We start from the raw sequence: 22,893 nt of genomic DNA, 5'->3' as shown, positions 1-22,893 counted from the left end.
CGGTGGGGGAGGCGGGGGTGGGGCAAGGCGATCGATCCGCCAACTCCAGACCCACCACTGACCGTCGGGTTCCCGCCACGTCATGCCGTAATGATCCACCGCCGCATGATGGCCCGCCGGTGGAACATAGGCCCGGATGACGATCACGGCGTCGGGCGAAGGTTGGTGAGACGCCGCAGCCCCTCCAGCCGGGGCGAGCGCCTGTCGTTGCTGGGCGAGGATCTCCTCACGTTCCCCTTCGGGGATCGATGATCCAGGCCCGTAACGCGAGGCCCACGGATCGAAACGACGCCAGTCGATGTCGGCGAGGGCGGCGCATTGCGAGATCGGTGGACGACCCTCCGCTTCATACGGCACGGACGGAGCGACCGGAGCGGCACAACCCGTGACGGTCATCAGCGGCAGCATGGCCAGACGCAGACCCGTCGTCATGGACCGACGGAAAAAGCTATCGTCGGCCTTTGTACCAGGTCTGCGAAACTCCACGATCAGCCCCGAGCTTCGATCACCACCGATCCGGTCGACGGCGGTCACGATCACGATCACGTCCGTCGCGCCCTTGGCGGGGCGGCGGCGCAACATAGCCGCGCGGAAGCGGACACAGCGTGATCCATTCTCCACTCGCCGACAGGTGGCGATAACAGGCCGCTTCGTCCGCCATCTGACTGGTCTCGGCCGCCATCGCCTTCGTCGCGATCGCAAGCCCCTCCATGAAGGCTGGATCGGTCACGCAACCGGCGAGACCAACCGCTCCGACCACGGCCACGGTCGTTGAACGAATGCCAGCGATCCAATTCCGCATGGAACGCGCCCCCTAGCGTCGGCGGTGAAAAGCCCCGCCGCACCACGTTCGATCATCGGGGGCCCGAGGTCAAATCTGCAGATCAAACGCGAGCAGCAGCGTCCGCTGCAGTGGATTGCCGTTGTCGTCACTGAGCAGATACAACCGCACGCCGTCCCGAGTGGCTACGGCGGCTATCCCTTCGAAGTTGTCGACGGACGCAGGGGGGCGAAGCTCGATCAAGGGCTGCGACAGCACGCCCTCGGTGGACAGCCGCCGCACCCGAGCCCGCATGTCGAGCGGCGGACGATAGTAGCGCTCGACCACGAACCAGCCTTCACCTCGAGGATCGCGGTCAGCGCCCGTAAAGCTGTAGCCGTCGGCGGGAATGAGCCGCTCCGACCCGATCTCACGGCATTCACGCTCGCAAAGCCAGGCCCCACCGCCCTCCGCGAGCGCCAGCCAGCCCCCGGCCGCTGCGGCCGAAAGACCCTCCAGTCCCGCGTTCGGCGCCAACTCGACCGCGGGCGCGGCGACGGGCTGCGGTCGAGCGTTCGCCCCTGCACCATAGGACCAGATCCGGTGATCGCGCTCAAAGCTCACCAGAACGCGACCGTCCGGCAGCAACGCGAGGCCTTCGGCGTCCGCGTCATCTTTGAGCGACAGGACCGCACCGTCCGGGCCGGTCAGGGGGCGACTGACGGCGTTCGCGACCGACGCCAATCCGCCTGATCCGTCGAGGATCAGATCCAAGCGGATCAGGTCTCCGAAGTCCGAAACGATCCAGGCGCGGTCGTCTTCGACCTTGAGATCGGAAAGCCCGCGCAATTCCGGGCCCCGCAAGGTCAGGCCACCGGCATAGCGCACGCCGGGAGCCAGACGCGCGCCACCGATACCCAGCGGTGTTCTCAACGCCTCGACCCGGATGGGCCGGTCGACCCCGGTCGGCAGGGGCGCGGTCGTGGCCACGGCCGCGCAGGCGGCGGCACCCAGAAGCGCCGCGACACCGAGCCCCTTCAGCAAGGCCCGCATCACGCCGCGCGCTTCAAGCCGCGACGCCCGCTGCCGCCGGTCTCCTTCGGCGCCGCCTCGAACAGCTCCGCCAGCTTCTCGATCATGACGCCCGCCAGCTGTTCCACATCGACGATGGTCACCGCACGGCGATACCAGCGCGTCACGTCATGGCCGATGCCGATGGCGATCAGCTCGACCGGGCTTTGCGTCTCGATCCGCTCGATCACCTGGCGCAGGTGCTTGTCCAGATACAGCGCCGCATTGGCCGACTGGGTCGAATCGTCGACTGGTGAGCCGTCGGAGATGACCATCAGGATGCGCCGCTGCTCGGGCCGCGCGATCAGCCGCTCGTGCGCCCAGGTCAGGGCCTCGCCGTCGATGTTTTCCTTCAGCAGCCCTTCGCGCATCATCAGGCCGAGATTCTTCTTGGCGCGGCGCCACGGCGCGTCGGCGGCCTTGTAGATGATATGGCGCAGGTCATTCAGGCGACCCGGCATGGCCGGCTTGCCTGCCGTGATCCACGCCTCGCGGCTCTGTCCGCCCTTCCAGGCGCGGGTGGTGAAGCCCAGGATCTCCACCTTGACCCCGCACCGTTCCAGCGTCCGCGCCAGGATGTCGGCGCACACCGCCGCCACCATGATCGGCCGCCCCCGCATGGAGCCGGAGTTGTCGAGCAACAGGGTCACGACCGTGTCCCGGAACGGGCTCTCGCTCTCGGCCTTGAAGCTCAAGGGACTGGTCGGATCGGTGATGATCCGGGTCAGGCGGGCGGTGTCAAGCACGCCTTCTTCCAGATCGAACGCCCAGGACCGGTTCTGCTGGGCCATCAGCCGCCGCTGCAGCTTGTTGGCCAGCCGCGCCACCACCGAGGACAGCACGGTGAGCTGCTGATCCAGCAGCGAGCGCAGCCGCTCCAGCTCCATCGGATCGCACAGGTCGGCGGCGTCGATCACCTCGTCATAGGCGGTGGTGAAGACGCGATAGGCGTCAATGGCGCGGCCGTCATCGGCATTCTCCTGACGGTTCGGAAGCGCGCCTTCCGCCACATCGGGGCCATCGTCGGCCTGGTCTCCGTCGCGCTCGGCGGGTTGGCCGGACTGCTGCGCCTCCCGGTCCTGTTCGGAGGTCTGGTCCTCGGACCGGCCATCCATCGACTGGCCGCCCTCGCCGCCGCCGTCGTCCTCCTCGTCCTGCTGATCGTCCTCGGAGGGGTCAGGGGCCTGCGGTTCCGGCTCCTCCTCACCCGCGTCCTCGGACGCATCGTCGCCGCGCCCGTCGCCGGGATCCAGATCCAGCGCCCGCAGCACATCCTTCATCGCCGCCCCGAACGCCGCCTGGTCGCCGGCCTGGGCCGCCAGCGCATCCAGCTCGGCCCCCGCCTTGCCCTCCAGCGCCTCGCGCACGAGATCGAGCATCGCACCGGCCCCGTCCGGACTGCGCCGCCCCGTCACCCGCTCGCGCAGCAACAGCGCCACCGCTTCCGGCACCGGCACCCGCTCGGCATCGGTGACCCGAAGAGCTCCCATCTTCTCCAGCCGGGTCAGCAGCGCCGCGTCCATATTGGCCCGCACGCCCGCCAGAGACTGCGAGCCATGCGCCTCCACCCGCGCCTGCTCGACCGCGTCGAACACCTCGGCCGCGCGGCTGTCGCTGGGTCGCGCCTTCGCATGGACGCCCGCGTCGTGGTTCGCCAGCCGCAGCGCCAGCCGGTCCGCCTGCCCCCTCAGCGTCGCGCTCTCGGCCTCGGACGCCGTCCTCGGCGGATGCGGCAGGGTCAGAATGCCGTCGGTCAGGCGCGGCCCCTCGGACCCGAACACCACTTCGAGCTCCGGCTGTTCAGCCAGGGCGCGCGCGGCATGGGCGAGCGCGCGCTTGAAGACGTCCTGCGGGCTGTCGGCGGGAGGCATGGCAGACACCTAATCGGTCGGAAGCGACGGGGCCAGAGCGTCGAGGCCGCAGCGACATGGCGAACGCGGCGCTGACCATGTTTCTTCATGCCGCGTCAGGAAACCGGGGCGATGATCCACAGGTTCCGTTCCGGAGTTGCGTCATGAGGGAACTGCCCGTCCGACTGCCGCCGAGCCTTCAGGCCAAGCCACGCCGCCAGCTGTGGCGAGACACATTCTTTTTCTGTGCCTCGTTCACCGCGACCTTCTGCGCCTCGGTGTTGATGCTGGAGCACTGGGCCGCCGTCATCGCCTGACGCCTCAGCCGAGGTGGGCGTCGTAAAGCGCCAACACTGCCTCGAACACCCGATCCACCGTCAGGGCCTCGATCGGCGCGAACTCCCCGCGCACCGGATTGGACGCCGCGATCGCCGTCCTCGGTCCACGCGGCCCGTACAGCCACCATTCCGTCGGCCCGAACAGCCCCAGTGTCGGCCTGCCCAGCGCCGCCGAGACATGCATCAGCCCCGAGTCGTTGCCCAAGAACAGCGTCGCCCGGTCTATGGCCGCCGCCGAGGCGAGGATGTCGCCCTTGCCGACGAAGTCGATGGCGCGGTCCCCCGCCGTCTCGAGCGCGGGCGCGGCCGGGGCATGATCGCCTGGCCCGCCCACCGCCATGAAGCGCCATCCGGCGAAGCGCGGCTCCTCCATCAGACGCCCGACCAGCTCGCCCCAGCGATCGGCCGGCCAGCTCTTGCCCGGCTGATGCGCGATGGGCGCCAGCGCAAGGATCGGCCCCGGCCCCGGTCGCGCGGCGAGGCGCGGATCGATGACGGCGGCGGCCTCCGCACGCGCCTTGTCGTCGAGAAAGATTTCCGGCTCCAGTGGCTCGGCGGCCCCCATCAGGCGGGTGACCATCTCGACCTTGGGCAGGCCGGTCTCCCACTTGCGCGAATAGACGACCCGCCGATCCGCCCGCAGCAGCCAGGCCAGCGCCGAGCCCCGGATGTCGATGACCATCGCCCAATGCGTGCCGACGACCTGTTTCCACAGGTCGACCCAGTGTCCGGCCGCCTTCTTCTTGTCGAGCACGATGACCCGCTCCACCCCCGGCGCGGAGCGAAAGAACGGCGCGGGCGGCCGTCCGCAGGCCACGGTGATCTCCGCCCCCGGCACCTGGCGCGCGATCTCCCGGATCACCCCCGAGGAGATGACGCAGTCGCCGATGCGGTTGGAGGTGACGAAGAGGACCTTCTTGGCGGGCACGGACGGTTTCCCTTGGGCCGTCATCCTCGGGCTTGACCCGAGGATCGGATGCGCCTCACGGAGAACGGCGGGACGACCCGCCCTGCCTCAGCCCGGCCGCGCGATGTGCCCAACGTCCGATCCTCGGGTCAAGCCCGAGGATGACGGAGAGAGAAAGAGATGACTGACTTCGACACCCTCCCCCGCCCCGACGGCGAAACCCTCGCCTTCAAGCGGGTGGAAGGATCCACCCCCACCGTCCTCTGGATCGGCGGCTTCCGCTCCGACATGGAAGGGACCAAGGCGCTCGCGCTGGACGCCGCCGCCCGAGATCGCGGCTGGTCCTTCGTCCGCTATGACCACTTCGCCCACGGCCAGTCGTCCGGCGACTGGCGCCACGCCACCATCGGCCGCTGGCGCGAGGATGCCATCGCCCTGATCGACCACCTCGATGGCCCCGTGATCCCGGTCGGCTCCTCCATGGGCGGCTGGGTCGCCCTGCTTGCTGCGCTCGACCGGCCCGAGCGCATGGCGGGCCTCGTCCTGGTCAACCCGGCCCAGGACTTCACCGAGCGGCTGATGTGGCCCTCCCTTCCCGACCACACCCGCCAGGCCATCCTTCGTGACGGAGAGGCGACCATCGTCGAGGAGGGGCTGGGGGAATACATCCTGACGCGGCGCATGTTCGAGGAGGCGCGCGACTGGCTCCTGCTGGACGGTCCGATCCCGATCTCGGCGCCCATCCATGTGCTTCAGGGCCGCGCCGACGACACCGTGCCCTGGTCCCACGCGATCGCGCTGGCCGAGCGTCTGACCGGCGGCGACGTGCGGCTGGACCTGATCGAGGGCGGCGACCATCGCCTGTCCACCCCGCGCGATCTGGCGCGGCTGGTCGAGGCGGTGGAAGCGATGCGAAGAGGCTGAGCGTCGTTCTCGAAATCGTGCGGCGTGGGCCGTTGGCGTTTCATCACAACGAACACAACGGGTTCACAAAGGACACGACGAGACCGAACAGGCGGTCAGGTCGCCGACCAGTCGCCGGAAAGGTCGAGAGACGAAAGGGCGGCTCCGCCGCCGGGCGTTCTATCGACGCGAAGCGTCCCAACACACAAAAACACGGACCTCGACGTGACGGATCGACGCCCTCGACCGCGCACTCGGTCCCGTCGTGTCCTTTGTGAACCCGTTGTGCTCGTTGTGATGAAACCGCCGCCCGTTCCGCAACCCGGAAATCGGGCGCGAGGCTCGATTACGACCGCGTCGCCGCCGGAGCCGCCGGGCGCAGGCCGGGGGCCGAGGCCTGCATCACGACCGGGCGGCGCTGCCCGCCAGCGGCGATGATGCGATCGATCCGGGCCTTCTCGGCACGGAAGCCGGCGAGGTCAGCGCCGGTCAGCTCGGTGCCGACATCGACGCGGATGCTGGTCGGGTTGATCCGCTGGCCGTTGCGCCAGATCTCATAATGCAGGTGCGGCCCTGTCGAGGCACCGGTCGAACCGACGTAGGCCACGACCTGGCCCTGCGTCACGCGCTGGCCCGCACGAATGCCAGAGGCGTACCGCGAAAGGTGGCCGTAGCCGCTTTCCAGGCCGTTGGCATGGCGGATGCGCAGCCAGTTGCCGTAGCCGCCCCAGCGTCGGGCCTCGACCACCACACCGTCGGCGGGTGCCACAATCGGCGTGCCCGTGGCGGCGGCGAAGTCGATGCCCTGGTGCATGCGGCGGAAGCCCGAGATCGGATGGGTCCGAACGCCGAAGGACGACGAGACGCGGAAACCGCGCAGCAGCGGCGTGCGCATCATGGACGAACGAATATTCTTGCCCGAGGCGTCGAAATACTGCGGCTCGCGCGCGCCCGCGGGCGTGTAGCGATAGAAGGCGACGCCCTTCAGCTCGGCGTAGAGCAGGTCACCCGTGTCGACCGTACGGCCATTCTCGGTGACCTTGCGGTCATAGACCAGGGTGAACTCGTCCGACGCGCGGATGTCGCGCTGCAGATCGAAGCGGTGACCGAAGATGCGGGTGGCCGCGCGGCGGATGGCGGCGTCGGCCCCCATGCGCTGGGCCGTGGCCGACAGCGAGCCACGCACTTCCGAGGTCAGGACAACGGTCTCTTCGGTGACCCGCTCTTCCAGTTCGCGCAGGCGAAGCGCGCCGTCGAAGCTGCGCGACACGGTCAGCTGGCTGGCCGGGCCGGTGCGCATGGTCAGGCCGATCAGGCGGGCCTCGCCCAGGCCGCCGCGCGGACGGGCGATGGCGGTCTCGAATCGCAGGCCGGCCTGCATCTGGGACACGTCGTAGGCATTGGACACGGTGGCGGCCACAGCCTGTGCCTCGGCACCGCTGATGCCAGTGCGCTGGACCGCCTGTTCGAAGGTCTCGCCGCGACGGATCTGGACCGGAATGGCTTCGGGAGCCGTGAGGCCAGCGGGCGCGCCGGCGGCGGCGAAGGCCTGGGCCTCCAGGACGGCGATCTGCTGGGCGGTCAGTTCTGGAACCGGCTCGGCCTGAGCGGGTTGATAGACCCGGCCAGCGAGTGTGGCCACGGTCAGAGCAGCGGCGGCGGTCAGGAGATGCGGCGCAAAACGCATCGGCTGACGTCGCGGATCGAACTGAGCCATCGGTCCCCGGCGAACAACGACGCCTTAACGGCGCCAAACCCACTCAAAGCAAAGATCGCGCCCAAGTCCCCCGGTCGCGAGGCAAGCCGTATAACCCGCTGACGCCATCATGGGAAGCAGGATCGTTACAAAGGATTAACCGCTGCGGTTCGCATCGGTAGAGTGGGAACGAATTGGGTATTCCGACAGCATCCGCGACAGTCTATCGCCAAGCTATGCACGCCGATGCTGTCCTCGCTGAATCACGCCAAACCGGGGCGGAATGTCGCTGCACTCAAAGTGGCCTCGATGTCACTCAATGTGGCGCTTCTGACACGGGCGTTTCAGCCTCTTACATCTTGACTGATCTGTGCGCGCCGCCTGTCCCGCAATCGGACACGGTCGCCCTGTGACCGAGCCCACGACCGCTTCCATCCGACGACGGCACCCAGGCTGGCCGCGCCTGATCCTGATCGGGCTTCTGATCCTCGTTGTGCTTGCCGCGTTTCTCAGCGCGCTCGCCTGGATGAACCGGCGGGCCGCCGCGCGGGAGGCCCTGGTCAGCTGGCTCGACCAGCGCGGCATCCCCGCCGAGGTCGAGGTCGAGCGGGTCGAGCTCGACGGCTTCGTCGGCCGTGTCCGCATCGGCGACGCGGCCGACCCCGACGTGACCATCCAGCGTGTCGAGGTCGACTATGCCCTCGTCATGCCCTGGGCCAGCGGCGGCATGGGCGTCACTCCATCGCGCATCCGTCTCGTCCGGCCGGTCATGCGCGCGACCTGGCGCGACGGCGAACTCTCGTTCGGATCGCTCGATCCTCTGATCGAGGAGTTCACCGGTCGTCCGCCCCGCCCTGACCAGCGCGGCCCCGTCGTCATCATCGAGACCGGACGGCTGCGGCTCGATACGGAATACGGCCCGATCTCCGTGCTGGCGGACGCCAGCATCGACGACGGCAAGCTGATGCGCATGGCCGCCCGCATGCCCACCGCCAGCCTGCGCAGCGGCGACATCGACGTCCGGAGCCTGGGCGGGACGCTGGACCTGACCACGACAGGCGATCGTGTCGCCGTGCGGCTGGGCCTGGACGCGGACAAGGCCGAGGCCCCCGGCCTCCAGGGTCAGGGCCTCGACCTCGCCCTGACCGGCACCCTGCCCTATCCGGACATGCAGGCCCGCCGCGGCGACGGCCGGGCCGACATCGACCTGCGGCTGAGCGGCGACCGCCTGGCGCTGGGCCAGACCGTCGCCGATGACGCCGTGCTGACCCTCTCGACCCAGGGTCAGGCCACAGGCTGGATCAACACCCTCGGCTTCGACGGCGCGGCGACTGCGCGGCTGACCGCGACCCGGCTGACCACCCCCGCTGCGACGGCGGCGAGTACCGACATTACCCTGGCCGAGGGGCGCATCGCGGCGACCCGGGTCGACGGCGGACAGGTCTCCATCGCTGGACCCATCCGAACGCGCATGGCCCGCGTCGCCTCGGGCGACCTCGTGCTGTCCGATGTGACAGGCCGCCAGACGCTCGACTACGCCTCGGAATCCGCCACGCCCCTGACGCTGACCGGCTCCCTCGCGGCCGCGCGAGGCACCTGGCCCCTGTTCGGCGCGGTCGCCCGTGACGACGGGCCCGAACTTGCCGAGCTCAAGCGTGCGCTCGGCGCCTTCTCCCTGTCCGCGCCGTCGTTGCGCCTGACCTCCAACAGCGACGGTGTCCGCGTCGCGTTGACCCAGCCCGCCCGCATCTCTCCCGCGAACGGCGGCGTCCTGACCCTTTCGCCCGTGGCCCGCCCGATCTTCGAGGCCCGCCCCGGACAGAGCGGCGGCGGCGCCCTGACGCTCACCGCCACGCGCGGAGGCGGCCTGCCCGAGGCCGCCTTCGCCATCCCTGACTGGCGCCTGACCCCCGGCGGGTTCCAGGCCCGCATCGACGGCCTGGCCCGCCTCGACTTCACGCCCGCGCGCGGCGTCGCCATCCGCACGGCGGGCCTGCTGGCCAGCGACAACGGCCGCGTCACCTACGCCCCGTCCGACTGCCTGGGCGTGACGGCGGACCGCCTCGACCTCGACGAGAACGACATCGTCTCGATCTCTGGCCGTCTCTGCCCGACCGCGGCCCCCCTTCTGGTCGCCCAGGGCGGCGGCTGGCGCGTCACGGGCGACCTGCGCGACGTCGCCGCCCAGGCTCCCTTCCTGGCGCTGGCCTTCTCCGACGCCTCGGGCAACCTGATCGCGACGGGGTCCTCCGCCGGCCTCGGCCTGGACGCCCGCATCGACACGGCGACGATCAACGACGCCACCGTGCCCCTCCGCTTCAACACCCTGATCGCCCAGGGCCGCGCCGGGCTGGCGAACGCGCAATGGTCGGGCACCTTCGACCTCGCCCGCTTCGGCCATCCGCTTGGCCGCCTGACCCTGGCGCATGACGGAATCACCGGCCGAGGCGGCGTCAGCATCGACGCCCCCGACCTGACCTTCGCCGAGGGCGGCCTCCAGCCCGCCGATCTGAGCCCGCTCGCTGCCGACTTCGTCCAGTCCCCCGCCACGGGTTCGGCCGCCTTCACCGGCCGCATCGACTGGAGTCCCGACCTGACCGAAGGCGGCTCCAGCTCCGGCCGCCTGGTCATTCCGAACATCGACTTCGTCAGCCCCGCCGGTCCCGTGAAGGGCCTGACCGGCACCATCGATTTCACCAATCTCGCGCCGCTGACCACCGCGCCGGGCCAGACGCTGCGCGTCGCCACCCTGGAATCCATCGCCCCTTTCACAGACCTCGACCTGACCTTCGCGCTCGACAAGGCCGCCATCACGGTGGACGGCGGGGCCATACAGGCAGCCGGGGGCCTGGTGCGGATCGAGCCCTTCAGCGTGCCGCTGGATCGCCGCCCCTTCTCGGGCGTCATCGTGCTGGAGCGGGTCCAGCTGGGGGAGTTGATCGCCGGATCGGGCTTTGGCGACAAGGTGGCGCTGGACGCCATCGTCTCCGGCCGTCTGCCCTTCACCTATGATCCCGACAGCGGCGTGCGCATCACCGGTGGCCGCCTCGCCGCCGACCAGCCCGGTCGCCTGTCGATCCAGCGCGAGGCGCTGACGGGGCTCCAGGCCGGAGGCGGCGGAGCGGTCCCGCCCGGCACGGTCGAGGACCTGGCCTATCAGGCGATGGAGAACCTCGCCTTCGACATCCTGTCCGCCGATGTGAACAGCCTCGATGAAGGCCGCATCGGCGTCCTCTTCCGCATCGTCGGTCGCCACGATCCGCCTGAGCGTCAGGAAATCCGTCTGTCGCTGGCCGAGTTCATCAGCCGCGAGTTCCTGAACCGGCCCCTGCCCCTGCCGTCCAACACCGGCATCGACCTGACGCTCGACACCACGCTCAACGTCAACCAGCTCGTCTCGGACCTGCTGGAGGTCAATCGCGCCCGCAACGGAGACCAACCCTGACCGTTCACGACCCATTCACTCGCCGACAGGCATCCACCGTGGCAGTGAAAGCGTTCCTTCGCCGGAGACCCTGACGATGACCCCGCCCAAGCGCCTCGTTCGCACCGTTCTTCTCGCCGTCGGCGCGGCCGTGGTCCTGTCCGGCTGCACCCCCACAATCCGCCTTCAGGTCGACCCGATCCAGATCTATGCCAAGCTCGACGCCGACGTCCGCGTCCGGCTGGATCAGGAACTGCGCGACCTGCTGGCCGAAAACCCCAACCTGTTCTGATGGAAACCCGTCGCATGACCCTCAACAAGCTCTTCGTGCTCGGCGCCGCCGTGGCCGCGCTGGGCGTCGCCGCTGGCGCGGCCTTCGGTCAGACCAATGAGCAAAAGGCCCTGATCGATCAGGCCAAGGCCCAGGGCGTGGTCGGCGAGCAGGCCGACGGCTACCTCGGCTTCCGCACCGCCTCGACCGGCGCGCCCCTGACCCAGGCCGTGACCGTCACGAACGACGCCCGCCGCGACGCCTACGGCGAACGCGCCCGCGCTGCCGGCACCACGACCGAGGTCGCCGCCGCCCGGATGTTCGAAAGCCAGCTCCTGCCCCGCATCCCGTCGGGCCAGTGGTACCGCAACGCCGCCGGCCAGTGGGTCCAGCGCTAAAGCGCCGCATCGTGTCGCGGGCGCGGAGGCCTCGCCTGTGCTAAGGCGGCGCGCATGGGCCACCCTGTCGTCCGCCACGTCCTGACCACCCTTTTTGCCCTCGGCCTCTCCGCCCTGGCGACGGCGGCGCTCGGCTGGTTCTGGGTCGCCATCGGCGGCGGACCCATGCCCATCCACGGCTGGATCGCCATGGGCCTGGGCGTGCTCGGCACCGTCGGCCTGACCTGGCTGCTGATGGCGCTGGCCTTCAAGTCCCACCGTGAAGGCTGGGACGACCAGGTCGACAACACCCTCGACCCCGGCCGCGACGACTAACCCTCCGCTTTTCTTCCGCTCATCCCGGCGGAAGTGGGTTGTTCAAGCCGCGAAACGACCAAGCCCAAGCGCGGCGGGCAGCAGCAGCCCCTCCGACAACGCCCGCACCACCGGGACGGCCACCGCGTCGCCCATCAGCTTCAGCCCCGCGTTTTCGGAGCCCGGCAGCCGATAGTCCTCAGGCAAGCCCATCAGCCGCGCCGCTTCTCGGGCTGTGAGTCGCCGCGCCCGGATGCGGCCGCCCTCGGCCACGATCACATACTGCCGCGACGATCCCCCGGCCGGCGTCCGCAGGCACCCCGCCAAGCCGTCGAACCTCATCTCCAGACGTTGCACCTTCCGCCCCGCCTCGACCCGCACCCGCCGATAGGCCGCCGCCACACGCCGCTCGCCGGACGACGCCGCCGCGTCCAGCCTCTGCCGGTGCAGCGGCGACGCCAGCGCGAGCAGCGCGCGCGTCTGATCCGCCCCGAACCAGTCCGCGCCGTCGTCTGCATCCAGCAGGTCCGCCAGATACAGGTTCCGCCGAGCCGGCGCCGCCAGCGACCACCACGCCCATGCCGCTCGCGTGGCATCGTCCAGCCGGGCGTGCGCCGCCCTCACGCGCGCCGAATGGAATGGCTCCACAGGCCCGCCCAACGTCGCGCCCCCGAGACCCCGCATGGCCACGATGAACAGCCGGGGCCGCGACTGCGGCAGCCACAGCGCCGCGTCCATCTCCAGGGCACCGACGCGATAGCCCGCCTCCGCCATTGCGCGGCACACGGTGGCGAAGTCCTCGCCGCCGCCCGACGTCAGCAACCCCACCACGTTCTCGATCACCACGATCGGCGGCCCACGTCCCTCGGCGTCCAGCGCCTGCATCAGCCGCCAGAACCCCCAGAAGGCTCCCGACCGCCGCGCCCCCAGCCCTGCCCGCGCGCCCGCCAGGCTCACATCCTGACAGGGCGACGAGGCCCACGCGAGCGTTGGCCGCCCAGGCACCTCCGCCGCCGTCAGGCCCCAGACATCGCCCTCGTGCAGACGACCGCTGTGGTTCGCCCGCCAGGCTCGTGCCTTCATCGCATCGATGTCATTGGCGAAGGTCACCTCGAACCCGGACAGCCCCAGCCCCGCCAGGCCCCCGCCCGCGAAGAACTCCAGAGCCTCTGGGGCGGTCCGGGACCGAATCGTCATGCCCTGAGCTTAAGGGCCCTCCGCCCGGCCCGCGAGCGCCCTTGACCCGCCACGGCGCGAAGGCTTCTGTGCGCCCCTGTTCGCGTTCGGAGCCCGCGCATGAAACGCCTCGCCGCCCTCGCCGCCGTCCTCGCGGTCGCCGCCTGTTCGGAAGCCACGGTCGAGGCCCCCGCGCCCGCCCAACCCGCCGAGCCCGCCGTCCTGGGCGGCGTCGATCTGAACCAGCCGCTGCGCGCGCTGGGCACCGAGCCCTTCTGGGGCGTCGACATCACGCCGGACGCCCTGGTCTACACCGCCGTCGACAGCGAGGGCCTGCGCGTCGCCAATCCAGGCCCGACGCTTCAGGGCACCACGGCCGTCTACGCCTCCGCCGCCGACGACGGCACGGCGCTGGTCGTCACCCTCATGGCCACCGAATGCTCGGACGGCATGAGCGACCGCACCTATCCGCTCACAGCCCGCGTCGAGCTGGGCGGTCAGACGCTGAACGGCTGCGCCGCCGACTTCGCCTTCCTGAACAGCGAGCCCCGGCCCTAGGGCTTCATCGGTCGAGGCCGCCTTAACGGTTCCGGCGCCCATCCTGCGCAAGGATGGGCACCATGACCCAGATCGAGACACCCCAGGATCTGCGGGCGCTTACGGCGCTGCGCTTCTTCGCGGCCGCCTGGGTCGCCCTGTATGCCTTCTGGCCCAATCTGGACGTCAGCCTGACGCCGAACCTGGTCGCCAAGGGCTATCTCGGCGTCGAGCTCTTCTTCGTCCTGTCCGGCTTCATCCTCAGCCACGTCTACCTCAAGGCATTCGGCGAAGGCTGTTTCCGCTACGGCGGCTTCCTCTGGGCCCGGATCGCGCGGGTCTATCCGTTGCATCTGGCGACCCTGATCGGCGTCGGCGTCTTGGGGCTCGGCGCGCTCGCCGCCGGCATGGCCATCGACGGCAATGTGCTGAGCTGGGAATCCCTGCCCGCCCACATCTTCATGCTCCACGCCTGGGGTCTGGCGCCCGAGGCCGGCTGGAACCACTCCTCCTGGTCGATCTCGGCGGAGTGGTTCGCCTATCTGACCTTCCCCGCCTTCGCCTTCGTCGCCTGGCGGCTACGCGAGCGACCTCTCGCCGCCGTCGCCGGGGCCATCGCCGCGATGGTCCTGCTCTACGCCGGGTTCCAGGCGCTGGCGGGCTTCTCGCTCACCGAGGCCACCTTCCGCTGGGGCGCGCTGCGGATCGTCCCCTGTTTCGCCTACGGCTGCGCCCTCTACCTGCTGCACCGTCGCGGAGGGCTGAAGCGCCCCGGATGGCTGGCGCTGGCGTCGGTCGCCGGCATGGCCATCGCCGCCTCTCTGCAAGCTCCAGACGGCGTCGTCGTGGTCTTCGCCGGCGGCCTGATCCTGGCGTTGGGCGCCCTGTCGAACGCCTCGGCCGGCTGGCTGGCCTCGCGCCCCGCCGTCTACCTCGGAGAGATCTCCTACGCCGTCTACATGGTGCTGGTGCCCTGGCAGCTGCTGGCCGTGAACGCCGCCGCGCGCCTGACCGGCGCCGAGGACAAGAAGCTTCAACTCTTCGTGTGGCTGGCCGTCGTCCTGGCCCTGCCGGTCGTCGCCGCCATCGCCTACCATCTGGTCGAACACCCGGCCCGCAAGGCGCTCAGAGGTCTCGCTGACCGTCGCGCCGCCCGCGCGGCCCTGCGACGCCCGGACCCCAAGCTCGCCTGAAAGGGGACTTCAACCTCTCCCCGCTATCGTCTAGGGAGAGGTCGCGCGTAACAGTCGGAAACAATCGCACATGACGAAACGGCTCACCGCCGCTGCCCTGGCAGCGACCCTTGGCCTCTTCGCCCTGTCTCCCTCTCCCGTCCGCGCGGACGAGCCCTACTGGCAGTGCGTGACCTTCGCGCGCATGTTCTCGGGCATCAATATCTTCGGCGACGCCTGGACCTGGTGGAACCAGGCCGTGGATCGCTTCCGCACTGGCCGCGCGCCCGAGACCGGCTCGGTCCTCGTGTTCCGGCCCGAGGGGCGCATGAGCCGCGGCCACGTCGCCGTCGTCTCAGAAATCCTGACCGACCGGGTGATCCGCGTGACCCACGCCAACTGGGGCGGCAGCCGCGGCCGCGTCGAGGAGAACGTCACCGTCGTCGACGTCTCGGGCCAGAACGACTGGAGCGCGGTCAAGGTCTGGTACAACCCGATCAACGACCTCGGCACCACCGTCTATCCGACCTACGGCTTCATCTACAATTCGGCCCGCGAAGGGATGGAGGCCGGTCGCCAGATGGCCCGCGCCGCCACCGGCGGCTCCGGTCAGCCCTGACCGCAACCCCGAAGACCCCGCCCGGATGATCCGCATCTATCGTTCGGGCTGCGCCGCCTGCGAAGGCGTCGAGATGGTCGGGACCGACTGGACCCTGCCGCCCGACACGCTCTGGATCGACCTTATTGAACCGACGCGCGAGGAAGACACCGCCATCGAACAGGCGCTCGGCCTGTCCATCCCCACCCGAGAGGAAATGAGCGAGCTGGAGGCCTCCAGCCGCCTCTATCGCGAAAACGGGGCCACCTACGTCACGGCCGACATCATCCACAACTCCGAGATGGAGCTGCCCACGGTCGACCCGGTCACCTTCATCCTGACCCACGGGCCGCTGGTGACGATCCGCTATTTCGACCCGCGCCCCTTCACCATGTTCACCGACAAGCTGGAGCGCGAGCCCTATCTCTGCGAATCCGGCGCCGACATGTTCCTGAACCTGATGGAGGCCATCATCGACCGCGCCTCGGAGGTCCTGTCGCGCACGGCTCACAAGGTCGAAGGGGTCTCGACCCACATATTCTCGGGCGCCGACACGACGGTCGGCTATCGCCACCTGATCACCAAGCTCGGCCGCGCCCAGATCGCCAACAGCCGCATCGAACAGAGCCTGGCGGGCCTGTCGCGCGTCTTCGCCTTCGTGGCGCTGGACGAACGGCTGGAAATGAACGCGGACAAGCGCGAGCACCTGAAGTCGCTGGGCCGCGACGCCTCCAGTCTTCTGGCCCACAGTCAGGCCGTTGCGGCCGGGATCACTTTCCAGCTGTCGGCGACACTGGGTCTGATCAACATCCAGCAGTCCTCGATCTTCAAGGTCCTGTCGCTGGTGACGATGGCGCTCATGCCGCCGACCCTGATCGGCGCCATCTACGGCATGAACTTCGAGCACATGCCCGAGCTGACGTGGTGGTGGGGTTACCCGCTCGCGCTCGGCCTGATGGCGCTTTCGTCGGCCATCCCGCTGATGTGGTTCAAGCGCAAGGGGTGGTTCTAGTGAAGGATCAGGGAATAGGGATTAGAGGGAGCAAGGTCGGACCAGAGTTCACTCTTCACGAGACGCACGGCTCTCGTGGGCAGGGCTCTAATCCCTAATCCCTACTCCGGCTTGATCGACAGCTGGAATGCCACCAGCCCCTCGGAAACATCGCGGTCGAAGCCCTCGCCGCCACGCAGTCCTTCGGCCTCGACCTCGCGATAGACCAGGCCGAACGAACCTTGCATGGAGCCACGCCTGAGGGCCACGCCGACGGAGGCGTCCCCCAGGAACGAGCCCGAATCCCGGCTGACGCCAGACCGCGCATACTCGCCGTCGCGGTTGCGCGCGAAGTTATAACCCACCGCCGTTCCGGATCCGGCCGCATAGAGATACCACCGTGCCCGATCGCCATAGGCCTCGGAGCCTTCCGGAACCATTCTGTCGAGGTCGCCGCCGATGGTCAGCGTCGCGCCCGCTTCGGCTCGACCGCCGCGATCGCTAATTCCAAGCCCGGCGTGAGGGGTCAGGGTGACTTCGAGGCCAGACGCTGTATAGCCCCGCGCCGCCTCCCATCCGCGGGTATAGGTGAAGTCATAGCCATCCGCCTCGAACGCCGCCTGATCCAGCGACGTGAGCGGCAGGGGCGATCCGTCCGCGCGACGCAGTTCGCCACGTTGGCGCAGGCGAAGGCGCTCTGAATACCCCTCCCCCTCGCGCCAGACGTCCCGGGTCGTCGTCGCCGCGAAGGGGCTTCCGGCGGCGATGGGCTGATAATCCGTGGCGAACTCCAGAGCCGGGCCGAACGCCCGGTCGACCGTCACATTGAACCCCGCCTGCTGGTTCAGCCGCGCCGTGATGGAGGCGGAGTTCTGCCGCTCCTGGTCCGACCATCCGTCATCGCCGAGGGCGGTCGTCGGCTGAACGGCCATCATCGGCGCTGGGGAAAGCGCGACCGACGCGGCACGGCCGCGCTGTCCCGCGCCCTGAACAGGGGCATCGACAGCTCGGTCTTGTGTGGTCGGGTGGGTTACTGGCGGGGCGACATAGGCACCCGGCTGACGATTGAGGCTGGCGGTCAGCGCCGTGGCGGCCGCGCGGGAATGATCAGAGGCACCGGGGCCGAACGACGTCGGGTCCAGAGACGCCTGCGCCAGCGCCGGGGCCGCCAGGGCCGCCAGCGCCATAACGCTCGTTACGGATCCTCCCAGACGCACCAACGGTCCCCTCACCGCCGTCAACTTCCACACAGTCTGACTCGAAACCCAGCCTCTTCCAACCATGATTTCGCGACACCTTGCTGACACGATCCGCAAACGTTGCCTGTGTCCAGCCGGTTCCCCTCCCGCGAGCGGGGGGCGCAAAGGGCCTATTGCCCAATGGTGTCGAGGTCGCGCCCCTTGGTCTCGGGCATCAGGAAGACGGTCACGAGGACGGCGATGGCCGTGAACACCACGGCATACCACAGGCCGAAATAGATGTTTCCCGACGCCGCCACGAGCGCGAAGCTGGTCGCGGGCAACAAGCCCCCCACCCAGCCGGTGCCGACATGGTAGGGCAGGCTCATGGCCGTGTAGCGCACCCGCGTGGGGAACAGCTCGACCAGCGACGCCGCCTGCGGCCCATACAGCGCGGTGGCCGCCACGATGAAGATCATCAGGATGGCGAACACCATCGGGATGTCGACCCGCGCCGGATCGGCCCGCTCGGGATAGCCCGCCGCCGTCAGGGCCGCCTTGATCCGCCCCTCCACATCCGCCTTGGCCGCGGTCAGTTGGGCCGCCGCCAGGCCCTCGCCCTCGACCGAGGCCACCTCGACGTCCCCGATCCGCACCCGCGCCAGAGAGCCCGGCTCGGCCGCGACGTTGGAATAGCTGACGCCGGCGTTGGACAGCACCGTCTTGGCCAGATCACAGGAGCTGGCGAAGGCCGTCTTGCCGACCGGATCGAACTGCAGGGCGCAGGTCGCCGGATCGGCGATCACCGTCACCGGGGCAGAGACCTGGGCCTCCGCCAGCGCCGGATTGGCCGCCCGTGTCAGGGCCTGGAAGCCGGGGAAGAAGGCCACCAGCGCCAGGACCATGCCGAACAGCATCACCGGCTTTCGGCCCACCTTGTCCGACAGCCAGCCGAAGAAGACATACAGGAACGCCGACACCAAGGTCAGGGCCAGCATGATCATGTCCACGGTCGAGACCTCGACCTTGAGGATCCGCTCCATGAAGAAGCGGGAATAGAAGTAGCCGCAGTACCAGACCGCGCCCTGGGCGATCATGGTCCCGAACAGGGCCAGCAGCACGAACTTCAGGTTCTTCCACTGGGCGAAGGATTCCCGGAACGGGGCCCGCCTCGCCCCGCCCTCGGCCTCCATCTTCTTGAACGCCGGGCTCTCGTTCAGCTTCAGCCGGATCCACAGCGAGATGACCAGCAGGAAGAACGACAGCAGGAAGGGGATGCGCCATCCCCACTCGTTGAACGCCTCTTCGCCGACGATCGCCCGCGTCGCCAGGATGACGCTCAACGCCCCGATCAGACCCAGCGCCGCCGTCGTCTGGATCCATCCGGTCAGATAGCCGCGACGCGGGGCCGGCGAATGCTCGGCCACATAGATCACCGCCCCGCCGTACTCGCCGCCCAGGGCGAACCCTTGAAGGATCCGCAAAATGATCAGCAGGATCGGGGCGGCGATGCCGATGGCGTCATAGTCGGGCAAGAGGCCGATCCCGACGGTGGCCGCCCCCATCAGGGTGATAGTCACCAGAAACGTCTTCTTGCGCCCCGTCTGGTCGCCGAACCAGCCGAACACCAGCGCCCCCAGCGGCCGCACCACGAACCCGACCCCGAACGTCAGGAGCGCCAGGATGTAGGACGCGGCCTCCCCCACATCGGCATAGAAGTGCCGCGCGATCACGGCCGTCAGCGAGCCGAAGATGAAGAAGTCGTACCACTCGAACGCCGTCCCGGCGGCCGACGCCCCCACCACGGTCTTCAGGCCGGGTTCCTTCTCGGTTGCTTGGTCAGGGCCAGACGGCGTCGCGGCATGATCGGTCATTCAGGCTTCCCCCACCCGCTCATCCCGGCGAAAGCCGGGACCCAGTGCTTTGGGCGCGTCGATCTCGGAAACCTGCCTGAGGGGCTGATCCCAAACACCCGCCTTGCGAAAGAACTGGGTCCCGGCTTTCGCCGGGATGAGCGGAAAAGAAAAACTGTAGCCAAGCGCCGGGAAGGCGGACAAGAGAAAACCCCGCCGGCCGGGCCGACGGGGTTTTCCGCGTCATGAGTGTGGCGGGGCGCTCAGGCCACCGGTCGCACCTGCATCAGTTCTTGGCGTCTTCCGCGGCCTGCGTCACGGCCGAACCGGCGGCGGCGGTGTCGCGGCCCACGCCCGCGACGGTGTTGCAGGCCGCCGTGGTCAGGGCGGCGGCGGCGGCGAAGAGGACGAAGACCTTGCGCATGGGAAACTCCTGAAACGAGGCGGTGGGGGAGGACCCGCCGGTACCACCGATCAACGCGGCCGCCGCGACAGGGTTCCCGGCTTCACGACGGCGTCCACCCGCTCCAGATCGCGCGGATCGGTGGGCTTCGCCACCTCGGGGGTGGCAAACACCATGCGCGCGATCGTGCCCCTCGGCCTGCCAGCAACGATCTCGACCTCGCCCCTCAGCTGCTTGGCGAAGGCGCCCATCAGCGTCCGTCCCACCCCCGTCTGGATCGCCTGGCTGGATGGTCCCGGGCCATCGTCCTCGACCTCCAGCACGCTTGTCTCACCCTGAACCCTGAACCGCACCGCCAACGTCCCGCCCCGCCCCGCGAAGGCGTGCTTCTGGGCATTGGTCACCGCCTCGACCAGCCACAGCGCGAGCGGCGCCAGCTTGTCCGGATCGACCACCAGACTGTCGGCCTCGACGGTGCTGGCGACCAGTGGCCCGCGTCCACTCTCGCCCGCCACCAGTTGCCCGACCAGCTCGTTCAGGAACTCGCGCGCGTCGGCGTGCCGGATGTCCTCGGACTGGTAGAGGGTGCGATAGATGAGGGCGAGCGCCGAAATCCTCTGGCGCGTATCGCCCAGCGCCGCCTTGGCCGGCTCGTCCTTCAGAGCCCTCTGCTGCATCGACAGCAGGGACGATATGATCTGCAGATTGTTCTTCACCCGGTGATGGATCTCCCTCAGCAGGGCGTCCTTCTCGGTCAGGCTGTCGGTCAGCGAGCGATCCCGCGTATCGATCGCTTCGGCCAGGGTATCCAGCGTCCCCGCCAGCCGACGCACCTCCGACGGGGCATGCGTGGCCTGCACTGGCCGCACCGAATACCGCCCGCGCGCATAGAGCGCCGCGATCCGTTCCAGATAGTCGAGCCATCGAACCACGATGCGCTCGGTCACCCACATCACGGTGGCGAAGGCCACCACCCAGGCCACGACGGGCGCGAGAAAGTTGCCGAGCGGCGTCAGATCGGCCCAGGCCAGAACCGCGGGCAGCGCCAGTATCGGCAACAGTGCGACGGCAAGGGCCAGCCCCAGCCGGAAACGGATGCCCTCGAACCGCGCCAGTCCACGTGACCGGCCCAGGAAGCGCGACGCCGTGTGTTGCGAGTCGCGACGCCGCTTCGGGCCCTGGTCTGATCCGACCGGCGACACGGGCTCAGCCCTGACGGGCCGCGCTCAGACGGTCCGCATCGGCCAGGATGGAGCGCATGGCGTCTCCCGCCGAGCGGCCGTCGCGGGCGTATCCGCCGCGCTCCAGTGTCGCCAGCAAAGCCTTGCGTGCCCGGCTGACCCGGCTCTTCACCGTGCCCACCGCGCATTGGCAGATCTCGGCCGCCTCCTCATAGGCAAAGCCGCCCGCGCCCACCAGGATCAGCGCCTCGCGCTGTTCCTCGGGCAGGGTGTTCAGCGCCTGACGCAGTTCATCCAGCGCAACCGGCGCTTCGGGATCGTCGACGGCCACCAGCGTCCGCTCGGCCGCTTCCTGATCCAGCTGCGACTGACGCCACGACCGGCGCTTCTCGGAATAGAACTGGTTTCTCAGGATCATGAAGGTCCAGGCCTTCATGTTCGTGCCCATCTGATAGCTGGCGCGCGCGTCCCACGCCTTCATCATGGCGTCCTGCGCCAGGTCGTCGGCCGCCGTCGCATCACCCGTCAGCGTGCGTGCGAAGGCGCGCAGATGCGGGATCAGCGTCACGAGCTCGCGCTTGAAGCCCTCGTCGTCGGCCGACGGCGGCTTGGGCGCGGTGTTGCGGGCCGCGCTCACGACGTCTCTCCGCCCGCCTTGCGTTCATCAGCGCGGCGAAGGATCTCGAGGAATTCATCGGGCACCGGCTCGTTGACGACCTCGTCGAACAGGTGGCGCAGCTTCACGCCGATGGCCTGCTGGCGCAGACGGGCCTCTTCTAGATCCGAGCCTTCGGACTTGGACGCAGCGCCCTTGCGGCGCGGGTCGGGGGTGTCGATCATGGTGTGTTGGGCCGCCAGGGTTGGTCTCATTCACGCAAGGACACGGGCCGGGTCGTCGCCCGGTCTCTGTTTGTCAAACCGGTCAACGCCATCCCCGTACACCGGTTCCGCCGGATACGAATTTTATTGCCAAGCTGGATGGACCGGTTGGAACCGAGGCCGAGGTGGCACGTTTCGTCGCAGATGAGCGCCCAAGCTGGGGCGTCGAAGACCTGTCGGGGACCAAGATACAATGAGCCTTCTGGCCAGACTCGCGCCGCACCTGCCCTACGTCCGCCGCTACGCCCGCGCCCTCACCGGCGAGCAGTCGACGGGCGACAACTACGTCCGCGTGGCGCTCGAGGCCCTGGCCGCCGGCGAACGCCAGCTGTCTCCGGACATGACCCCGCGCGTCGCCCTGTATCACGTCTTCCACGCCATCTGGTCCTCGACCGGAGCCCAGCTGGAAGGCAACACGGCGGCGCTCGGCCACGAGGATCCCGCCAATCGCCTGCTGCGCATCGCGCCCCGCTCGCGCCAGGCCTTCCTTCTGACCGCCCTGGAGGGCTTCACCCCCTCCGAGGCCGCCCAGATCCTCGGATCGGACGTCCCGTCGGTCGAGCGCCTGATCGCCGAGGCCCAGGCCGAGATCGACGCCGAACTGGCCACCGACGTCCTGATCATCGAGGACGAGGCCATCATCTCCGCCGACATCGAGAGCCTGGTGAAGGAACTCGGCCACCGCGTCACCGCCACTGCCACCACCCATGACGAAGCCGTCGACTCCGTCGCCCGTCACCGTCCGGGTCTGGTGCTGGCCGACATTCAGCTGGCCGATGGCTCGTCCGGCATCGACGCGGTCAAGGACATCCTCAAGCGCTTCGATGTGCCAGTGATCTTCATCACCGCCTTCCCCGAGCGCCTTCTGACCGGCGAGCGCCCCGAGCCGACCTTCCTGATCACCAAGCCCTTCCAGCCGGAAACGGTGAAGGCAGCGATCAGCCAGGCCCTGTTCTTCCACCCGGCCAGCCAGAAGCAGGCCGCCTGACCTGGTGGCTAGTGGCTGGGGGGGG

General features: G+C 69.1%; 23 protein-coding genes. 11 read left to right on the top strand and 12 right to left on the bottom strand.

Annotated features, from left to right (window positions below; all coding sequences use genetic code 11):
• From IP78_RS12150 to cobT, 3 genes are all read right to left on the bottom strand, one after another.
• The coding region (locus IP78_RS12150) for a hypothetical protein (protein WP_156320397.1) at positions 1 to 579 on the bottom strand (579 nt) is incomplete at its 3' end.
• Positions 580 to 871: 292 nt separating this feature from the next.
• Positions 872 to 1,813 carry an esterase-like activity of phytase family protein gene (locus tag IP78_RS12145; protein ID WP_054111941.1) on the bottom strand — a complete coding sequence of 314 codons (942 nt, stop codon included), beginning with the start codon at positions 1,811 to 1,813 and terminating at the stop codon, positions 872 to 874.
• On the bottom strand, positions 1,813 to 3,702 hold the full coding sequence (gene cobT / locus IP78_RS12140; RefSeq protein WP_054111940.1) for a cobaltochelatase subunit CobT: 1,890 nt from the start codon (positions 3,700 to 3,702) through the stop codon (positions 1,813 to 1,815). The genes IP78_RS12145 and cobT overlap by 1 nt, the downstream gene beginning before the upstream one ends.
• A 143-nt stretch (positions 3,703 to 3,845) precedes the next feature.
• Here cobT and IP78_RS15315 point away from each other — a divergent pair, with 143 nt between their 5' ends.
• Positions 3,846 to 3,998 (top strand): hypothetical protein, encoded by a 153-nt coding sequence (locus tag IP78_RS15315; protein ID WP_156320396.1) that lies wholly within the window; start codon positions 3,846 to 3,848, stop codon positions 3,996 to 3,998.
• Positions 3,999 to 4,002: 4 nt separating this feature from the next.
• On the opposite strand, the gene IP78_RS12130 is transcribed toward IP78_RS15315, so the two are convergent.
• A complete protein-coding gene (locus IP78_RS12130) occupies positions 4,003 to 4,947 on the bottom strand; it encodes a glycosyltransferase family 9 protein (protein WP_054111938.1) in 945 nt (314 codons plus the stop codon).
• A gap of 159 nt (positions 4,948 to 5,106) precedes the next feature.
• Between IP78_RS12130 and IP78_RS12125 the strand changes: the two genes are divergently transcribed.
• The gene (locus IP78_RS12125; protein ID WP_054111937.1) at positions 5,107 to 5,850 is read left to right on the top strand and encodes an alpha/beta fold hydrolase; all 744 of its coding nucleotides are present in this window, start codon (positions 5,107 to 5,109) and stop codon (positions 5,848 to 5,850) included.
• Between the two features lie 325 nt (positions 5,851 to 6,175).
• On the opposite strand, the gene IP78_RS12120 is transcribed toward IP78_RS12125, so the two are convergent.
• Complete coding sequence (locus tag IP78_RS12120) at positions 6,176 to 7,516, bottom strand: M23 family metallopeptidase (protein ID WP_231681005.1); 1,341 nt, start codon at positions 7,514 to 7,516, stop codon at positions 6,176 to 6,178.
• 418 nt (positions 7,517 to 7,934) lie between these two features.
• On the opposite strand from IP78_RS12120, the gene IP78_RS12115 reads away from it, so the two are divergent.
• From IP78_RS12115 to IP78_RS12100, 4 genes are all read left to right on the top strand, one after another.
• Positions 7,935 to 10,970 carry a YdbH domain-containing protein gene (locus tag IP78_RS12115; RefSeq protein ID WP_082385030.1) on the top strand — a complete coding sequence of 1,012 codons (3,036 nt, stop codon included), beginning with the start codon at positions 7,935 to 7,937 and terminating at the stop codon, positions 10,968 to 10,970.
• A 76-nt stretch (positions 10,971 to 11,046) separates the two neighbouring features.
• Positions 11,047 to 11,241 (top strand): YnbE family lipoprotein, encoded by a 195-nt coding sequence (locus IP78_RS12110; RefSeq protein WP_054111935.1) that lies wholly within the window; start codon positions 11,047 to 11,049, stop codon positions 11,239 to 11,241.
• Positions 11,242 to 11,255: 14 nt separating this feature from the next.
• Entirely contained in the window at positions 11,256 to 11,618 is a 363-nt protein-coding gene (locus tag IP78_RS12105; RefSeq protein ID WP_054111943.1) for a YdbL family protein, read from the top strand.
• 54 nt (positions 11,619 to 11,672) lie between these two features.
• Positions 11,673 to 11,933: a hypothetical protein gene (locus IP78_RS12100; protein WP_054111934.1), complete on the top strand. Its 261-nt coding sequence runs from the start codon at positions 11,673 to 11,675 to the stop codon at positions 11,931 to 11,933.
• A 42-nt stretch (positions 11,934 to 11,975) separates the two neighbouring features.
• Here the strand turns inward: IP78_RS12100 and IP78_RS12095 are convergent, their stop codons facing one another.
• Positions 11,976 to 13,109 (bottom strand): DNA cytosine methyltransferase, encoded by a 1,134-nt coding sequence (locus IP78_RS12095; RefSeq protein ID WP_054111933.1) that lies wholly within the window; start codon positions 13,107 to 13,109, stop codon positions 11,976 to 11,978.
• A gap of 99 nt (positions 13,110 to 13,208) precedes the next feature.
• On the opposite strand from IP78_RS12095, the gene IP78_RS12090 reads away from it, so the two are divergent.
• The 4 genes from IP78_RS12090 to IP78_RS12075 all read left to right on the top strand — a co-directional run bounded on the left by IP78_RS12090 (position 13,209) and on the right by IP78_RS12075 (position 16,407).
• Positions 13,209 to 13,646, top strand: coding sequence for a COG3650 family protein (locus tag IP78_RS12090; RefSeq protein WP_054111932.1), 438 nt, complete (start codon positions 13,209 to 13,211; stop codon positions 13,644 to 13,646).
• Positions 13,647 to 13,708: 62 nt separating this feature from the next.
• Positions 13,709 to 14,818, top strand: a complete 1,110-nt coding sequence (locus IP78_RS12085) for an acyltransferase (protein ID WP_054111931.1) — start codon at positions 13,709 to 13,711, stop codon at positions 14,816 to 14,818.
• A gap of 70 nt (positions 14,819 to 14,888) precedes the next feature.
• Complete coding sequence (locus IP78_RS12080; RefSeq protein ID WP_054111930.1) at positions 14,889 to 15,416, top strand: CHAP domain-containing protein; 528 nt, start codon at positions 14,889 to 14,891, stop codon at positions 15,414 to 15,416.
• A 25-nt stretch (positions 15,417 to 15,441) separates the two neighbouring features.
• A complete protein-coding gene (locus IP78_RS12075; RefSeq protein ID WP_054111929.1) occupies positions 15,442 to 16,407 on the top strand; it encodes a magnesium transporter CorA family protein in 966 nt (321 codons plus the stop codon).
• Between the two features lie 101 nt (positions 16,408 to 16,508).
• On the opposite strand, the gene IP78_RS12070 is transcribed toward IP78_RS12075, so the two are convergent.
• The 6 genes from IP78_RS12070 to IP78_RS12040 all read right to left on the bottom strand — a co-directional run bounded on the left by IP78_RS12070 (position 16,509) and on the right by IP78_RS12040 (position 21,841).
• Positions 16,509 to 17,573 carry a lipid A-modifier LpxR family protein gene (locus IP78_RS12070; RefSeq protein WP_231681004.1) on the bottom strand — a complete coding sequence of 355 codons (1,065 nt, stop codon included), beginning with the start codon at positions 17,571 to 17,573 and terminating at the stop codon, positions 16,509 to 16,511.
• Between the two features lie 182 nt (positions 17,574 to 17,755).
• A complete protein-coding gene (locus tag IP78_RS12065; protein ID WP_054111928.1) occupies positions 17,756 to 19,438 on the bottom strand; it encodes an MFS transporter in 1,683 nt (560 codons plus the stop codon).
• A gap of 265 nt (positions 19,439 to 19,703) precedes the next feature.
• Positions 19,704 to 19,841, bottom strand: coding sequence for an entericidin A/B family lipoprotein (locus tag IP78_RS12055; protein WP_054111926.1), 138 nt, complete (start codon positions 19,839 to 19,841; stop codon positions 19,704 to 19,706).
• Between the two features lie 50 nt (positions 19,842 to 19,891).
• Positions 19,892 to 21,022, bottom strand: a complete 1,131-nt coding sequence (locus tag IP78_RS12050) for a sensor histidine kinase (protein ID WP_082385028.1) — start codon at positions 21,020 to 21,022, stop codon at positions 19,892 to 19,894.
• A gap of 4 nt (positions 21,023 to 21,026) precedes the next feature.
• Positions 21,027 to 21,638 carry a sigma-70 family RNA polymerase sigma factor gene (locus IP78_RS12045; RefSeq protein WP_054111925.1) on the bottom strand — a complete coding sequence of 204 codons (612 nt, stop codon included), beginning with the start codon at positions 21,636 to 21,638 and terminating at the stop codon, positions 21,027 to 21,029.
• Entirely contained in the window at positions 21,635 to 21,841 is a 207-nt protein-coding gene (locus tag IP78_RS12040; RefSeq protein ID WP_054111924.1) for a NepR family anti-sigma factor, read from the bottom strand. Before IP78_RS12040 ends, IP78_RS12045 begins: the two co-directional genes overlap by 4 nt.
• A 232-nt stretch (positions 21,842 to 22,073) precedes the next feature.
• Between IP78_RS12040 and IP78_RS12035 the strand changes: the two genes are divergently transcribed.
• Positions 22,074 to 22,868, top strand: a complete 795-nt coding sequence (locus tag IP78_RS12035; RefSeq protein ID WP_054111923.1) for a response regulator — start codon at positions 22,074 to 22,076, stop codon at positions 22,866 to 22,868.
• The last annotated feature ends 25 nt before the right edge of the window (positions 22,869 to 22,893 follow it).

This window comes from Brevundimonas sp. AAP58 (assembly GCF_001295975.1).
Taxonomy (GTDB): Bacteria; Pseudomonadota; Alphaproteobacteria; order Caulobacterales; family Caulobacteraceae; genus Brevundimonas.
The sequence above is the reverse complement of the archived record's forward strand: the minus strand, read 5'-3'. Positions and strand labels throughout refer to the sequence as shown.

Coding starts and splice junctions, on each gene's coding strand:
- IP78_RS12035 (WP_054111923.1), top strand. CDS start 22,074: ATGAGCCTTCTGGCCAGACTCGCGCCGCACCTGCCCTACGTCCGCCGC.
- IP78_RS12065 (WP_054111928.1), bottom strand. CDS start 19,438: ATGACCGATCATGCCGCGACGCCGTCTGGCCCTGACCAAGCAACCGAG.
- IP78_RS12110 (WP_054111935.1), top strand. CDS start 11,047: ATGACCCCGCCCAAGCGCCTCGTTCGCACCGTTCTTCTCGCCGTCGGC.
- IP78_RS15315 (WP_156320396.1), top strand. CDS start 3,846: ATGAGGGAACTGCCCGTCCGACTGCCGCCGAGCCTTCAGGCCAAGCCA.
- IP78_RS12080 (WP_054111930.1), top strand. CDS start 14,889: ATGACGAAACGGCTCACCGCCGCTGCCCTGGCAGCGACCCTTGGCCTC.
- IP78_RS12145 (WP_054111941.1), bottom strand. CDS start 1,813: ATGCGGGCCTTGCTGAAGGGGCTCGGTGTCGCGGCGCTTCTGGGTGCC.
- IP78_RS12125 (WP_054111937.1), top strand. CDS start 5,107: ATGACTGACTTCGACACCCTCCCCCGCCCCGACGGCGAAACCCTCGCC.
- IP78_RS12085 (WP_054111931.1), top strand. CDS start 13,709: ATGACCCAGATCGAGACACCCCAGGATCTGCGGGCGCTTACGGCGCTG.
- IP78_RS12105 (WP_054111943.1), top strand. CDS start 11,256: ATGACCCTCAACAAGCTCTTCGTGCTCGGCGCCGCCGTGGCCGCGCTG.
- IP78_RS12090 (WP_054111932.1), top strand. CDS start 13,209: ATGAAACGCCTCGCCGCCCTCGCCGCCGTCCTCGCGGTCGCCGCCTGT.
- IP78_RS12070 (WP_231681004.1), bottom strand. CDS start 17,573: ATGGCGCTGGCGGCCCTGGCGGCCCCGGCGCTGGCGCAGGCGTCTCTG.
- IP78_RS12075 (WP_054111929.1), top strand. CDS start 15,442: ATGATCCGCATCTATCGTTCGGGCTGCGCCGCCTGCGAAGGCGTCGAG.
- IP78_RS12055 (WP_054111926.1), bottom strand. CDS start 19,841: ATGCGCAAGGTCTTCGTCCTCTTCGCCGCCGCCGCCGCCCTGACCACG.
- cobT (WP_054111940.1), bottom strand. CDS start 3,702: ATGCCTCCCGCCGACAGCCCGCAGGACGTCTTCAAGCGCGCGCTCGCC.
- IP78_RS12095 (WP_054111933.1), bottom strand. CDS start 13,109: ATGACGATTCGGTCCCGGACCGCCCCAGAGGCTCTGGAGTTCTTCGCG.
- IP78_RS12100 (WP_054111934.1), top strand. CDS start 11,673: ATGGGCCACCCTGTCGTCCGCCACGTCCTGACCACCCTTTTTGCCCTC.
- IP78_RS12120 (WP_231681005.1), bottom strand. CDS start 7,516: ATGCGTTTTGCGCCGCATCTCCTGACCGCCGCCGCTGCTCTGACCGTG.
- IP78_RS12040 (WP_054111924.1), bottom strand. CDS start 21,841: ATGATCGACACCCCCGACCCGCGCCGCAAGGGCGCTGCGTCCAAGTCC.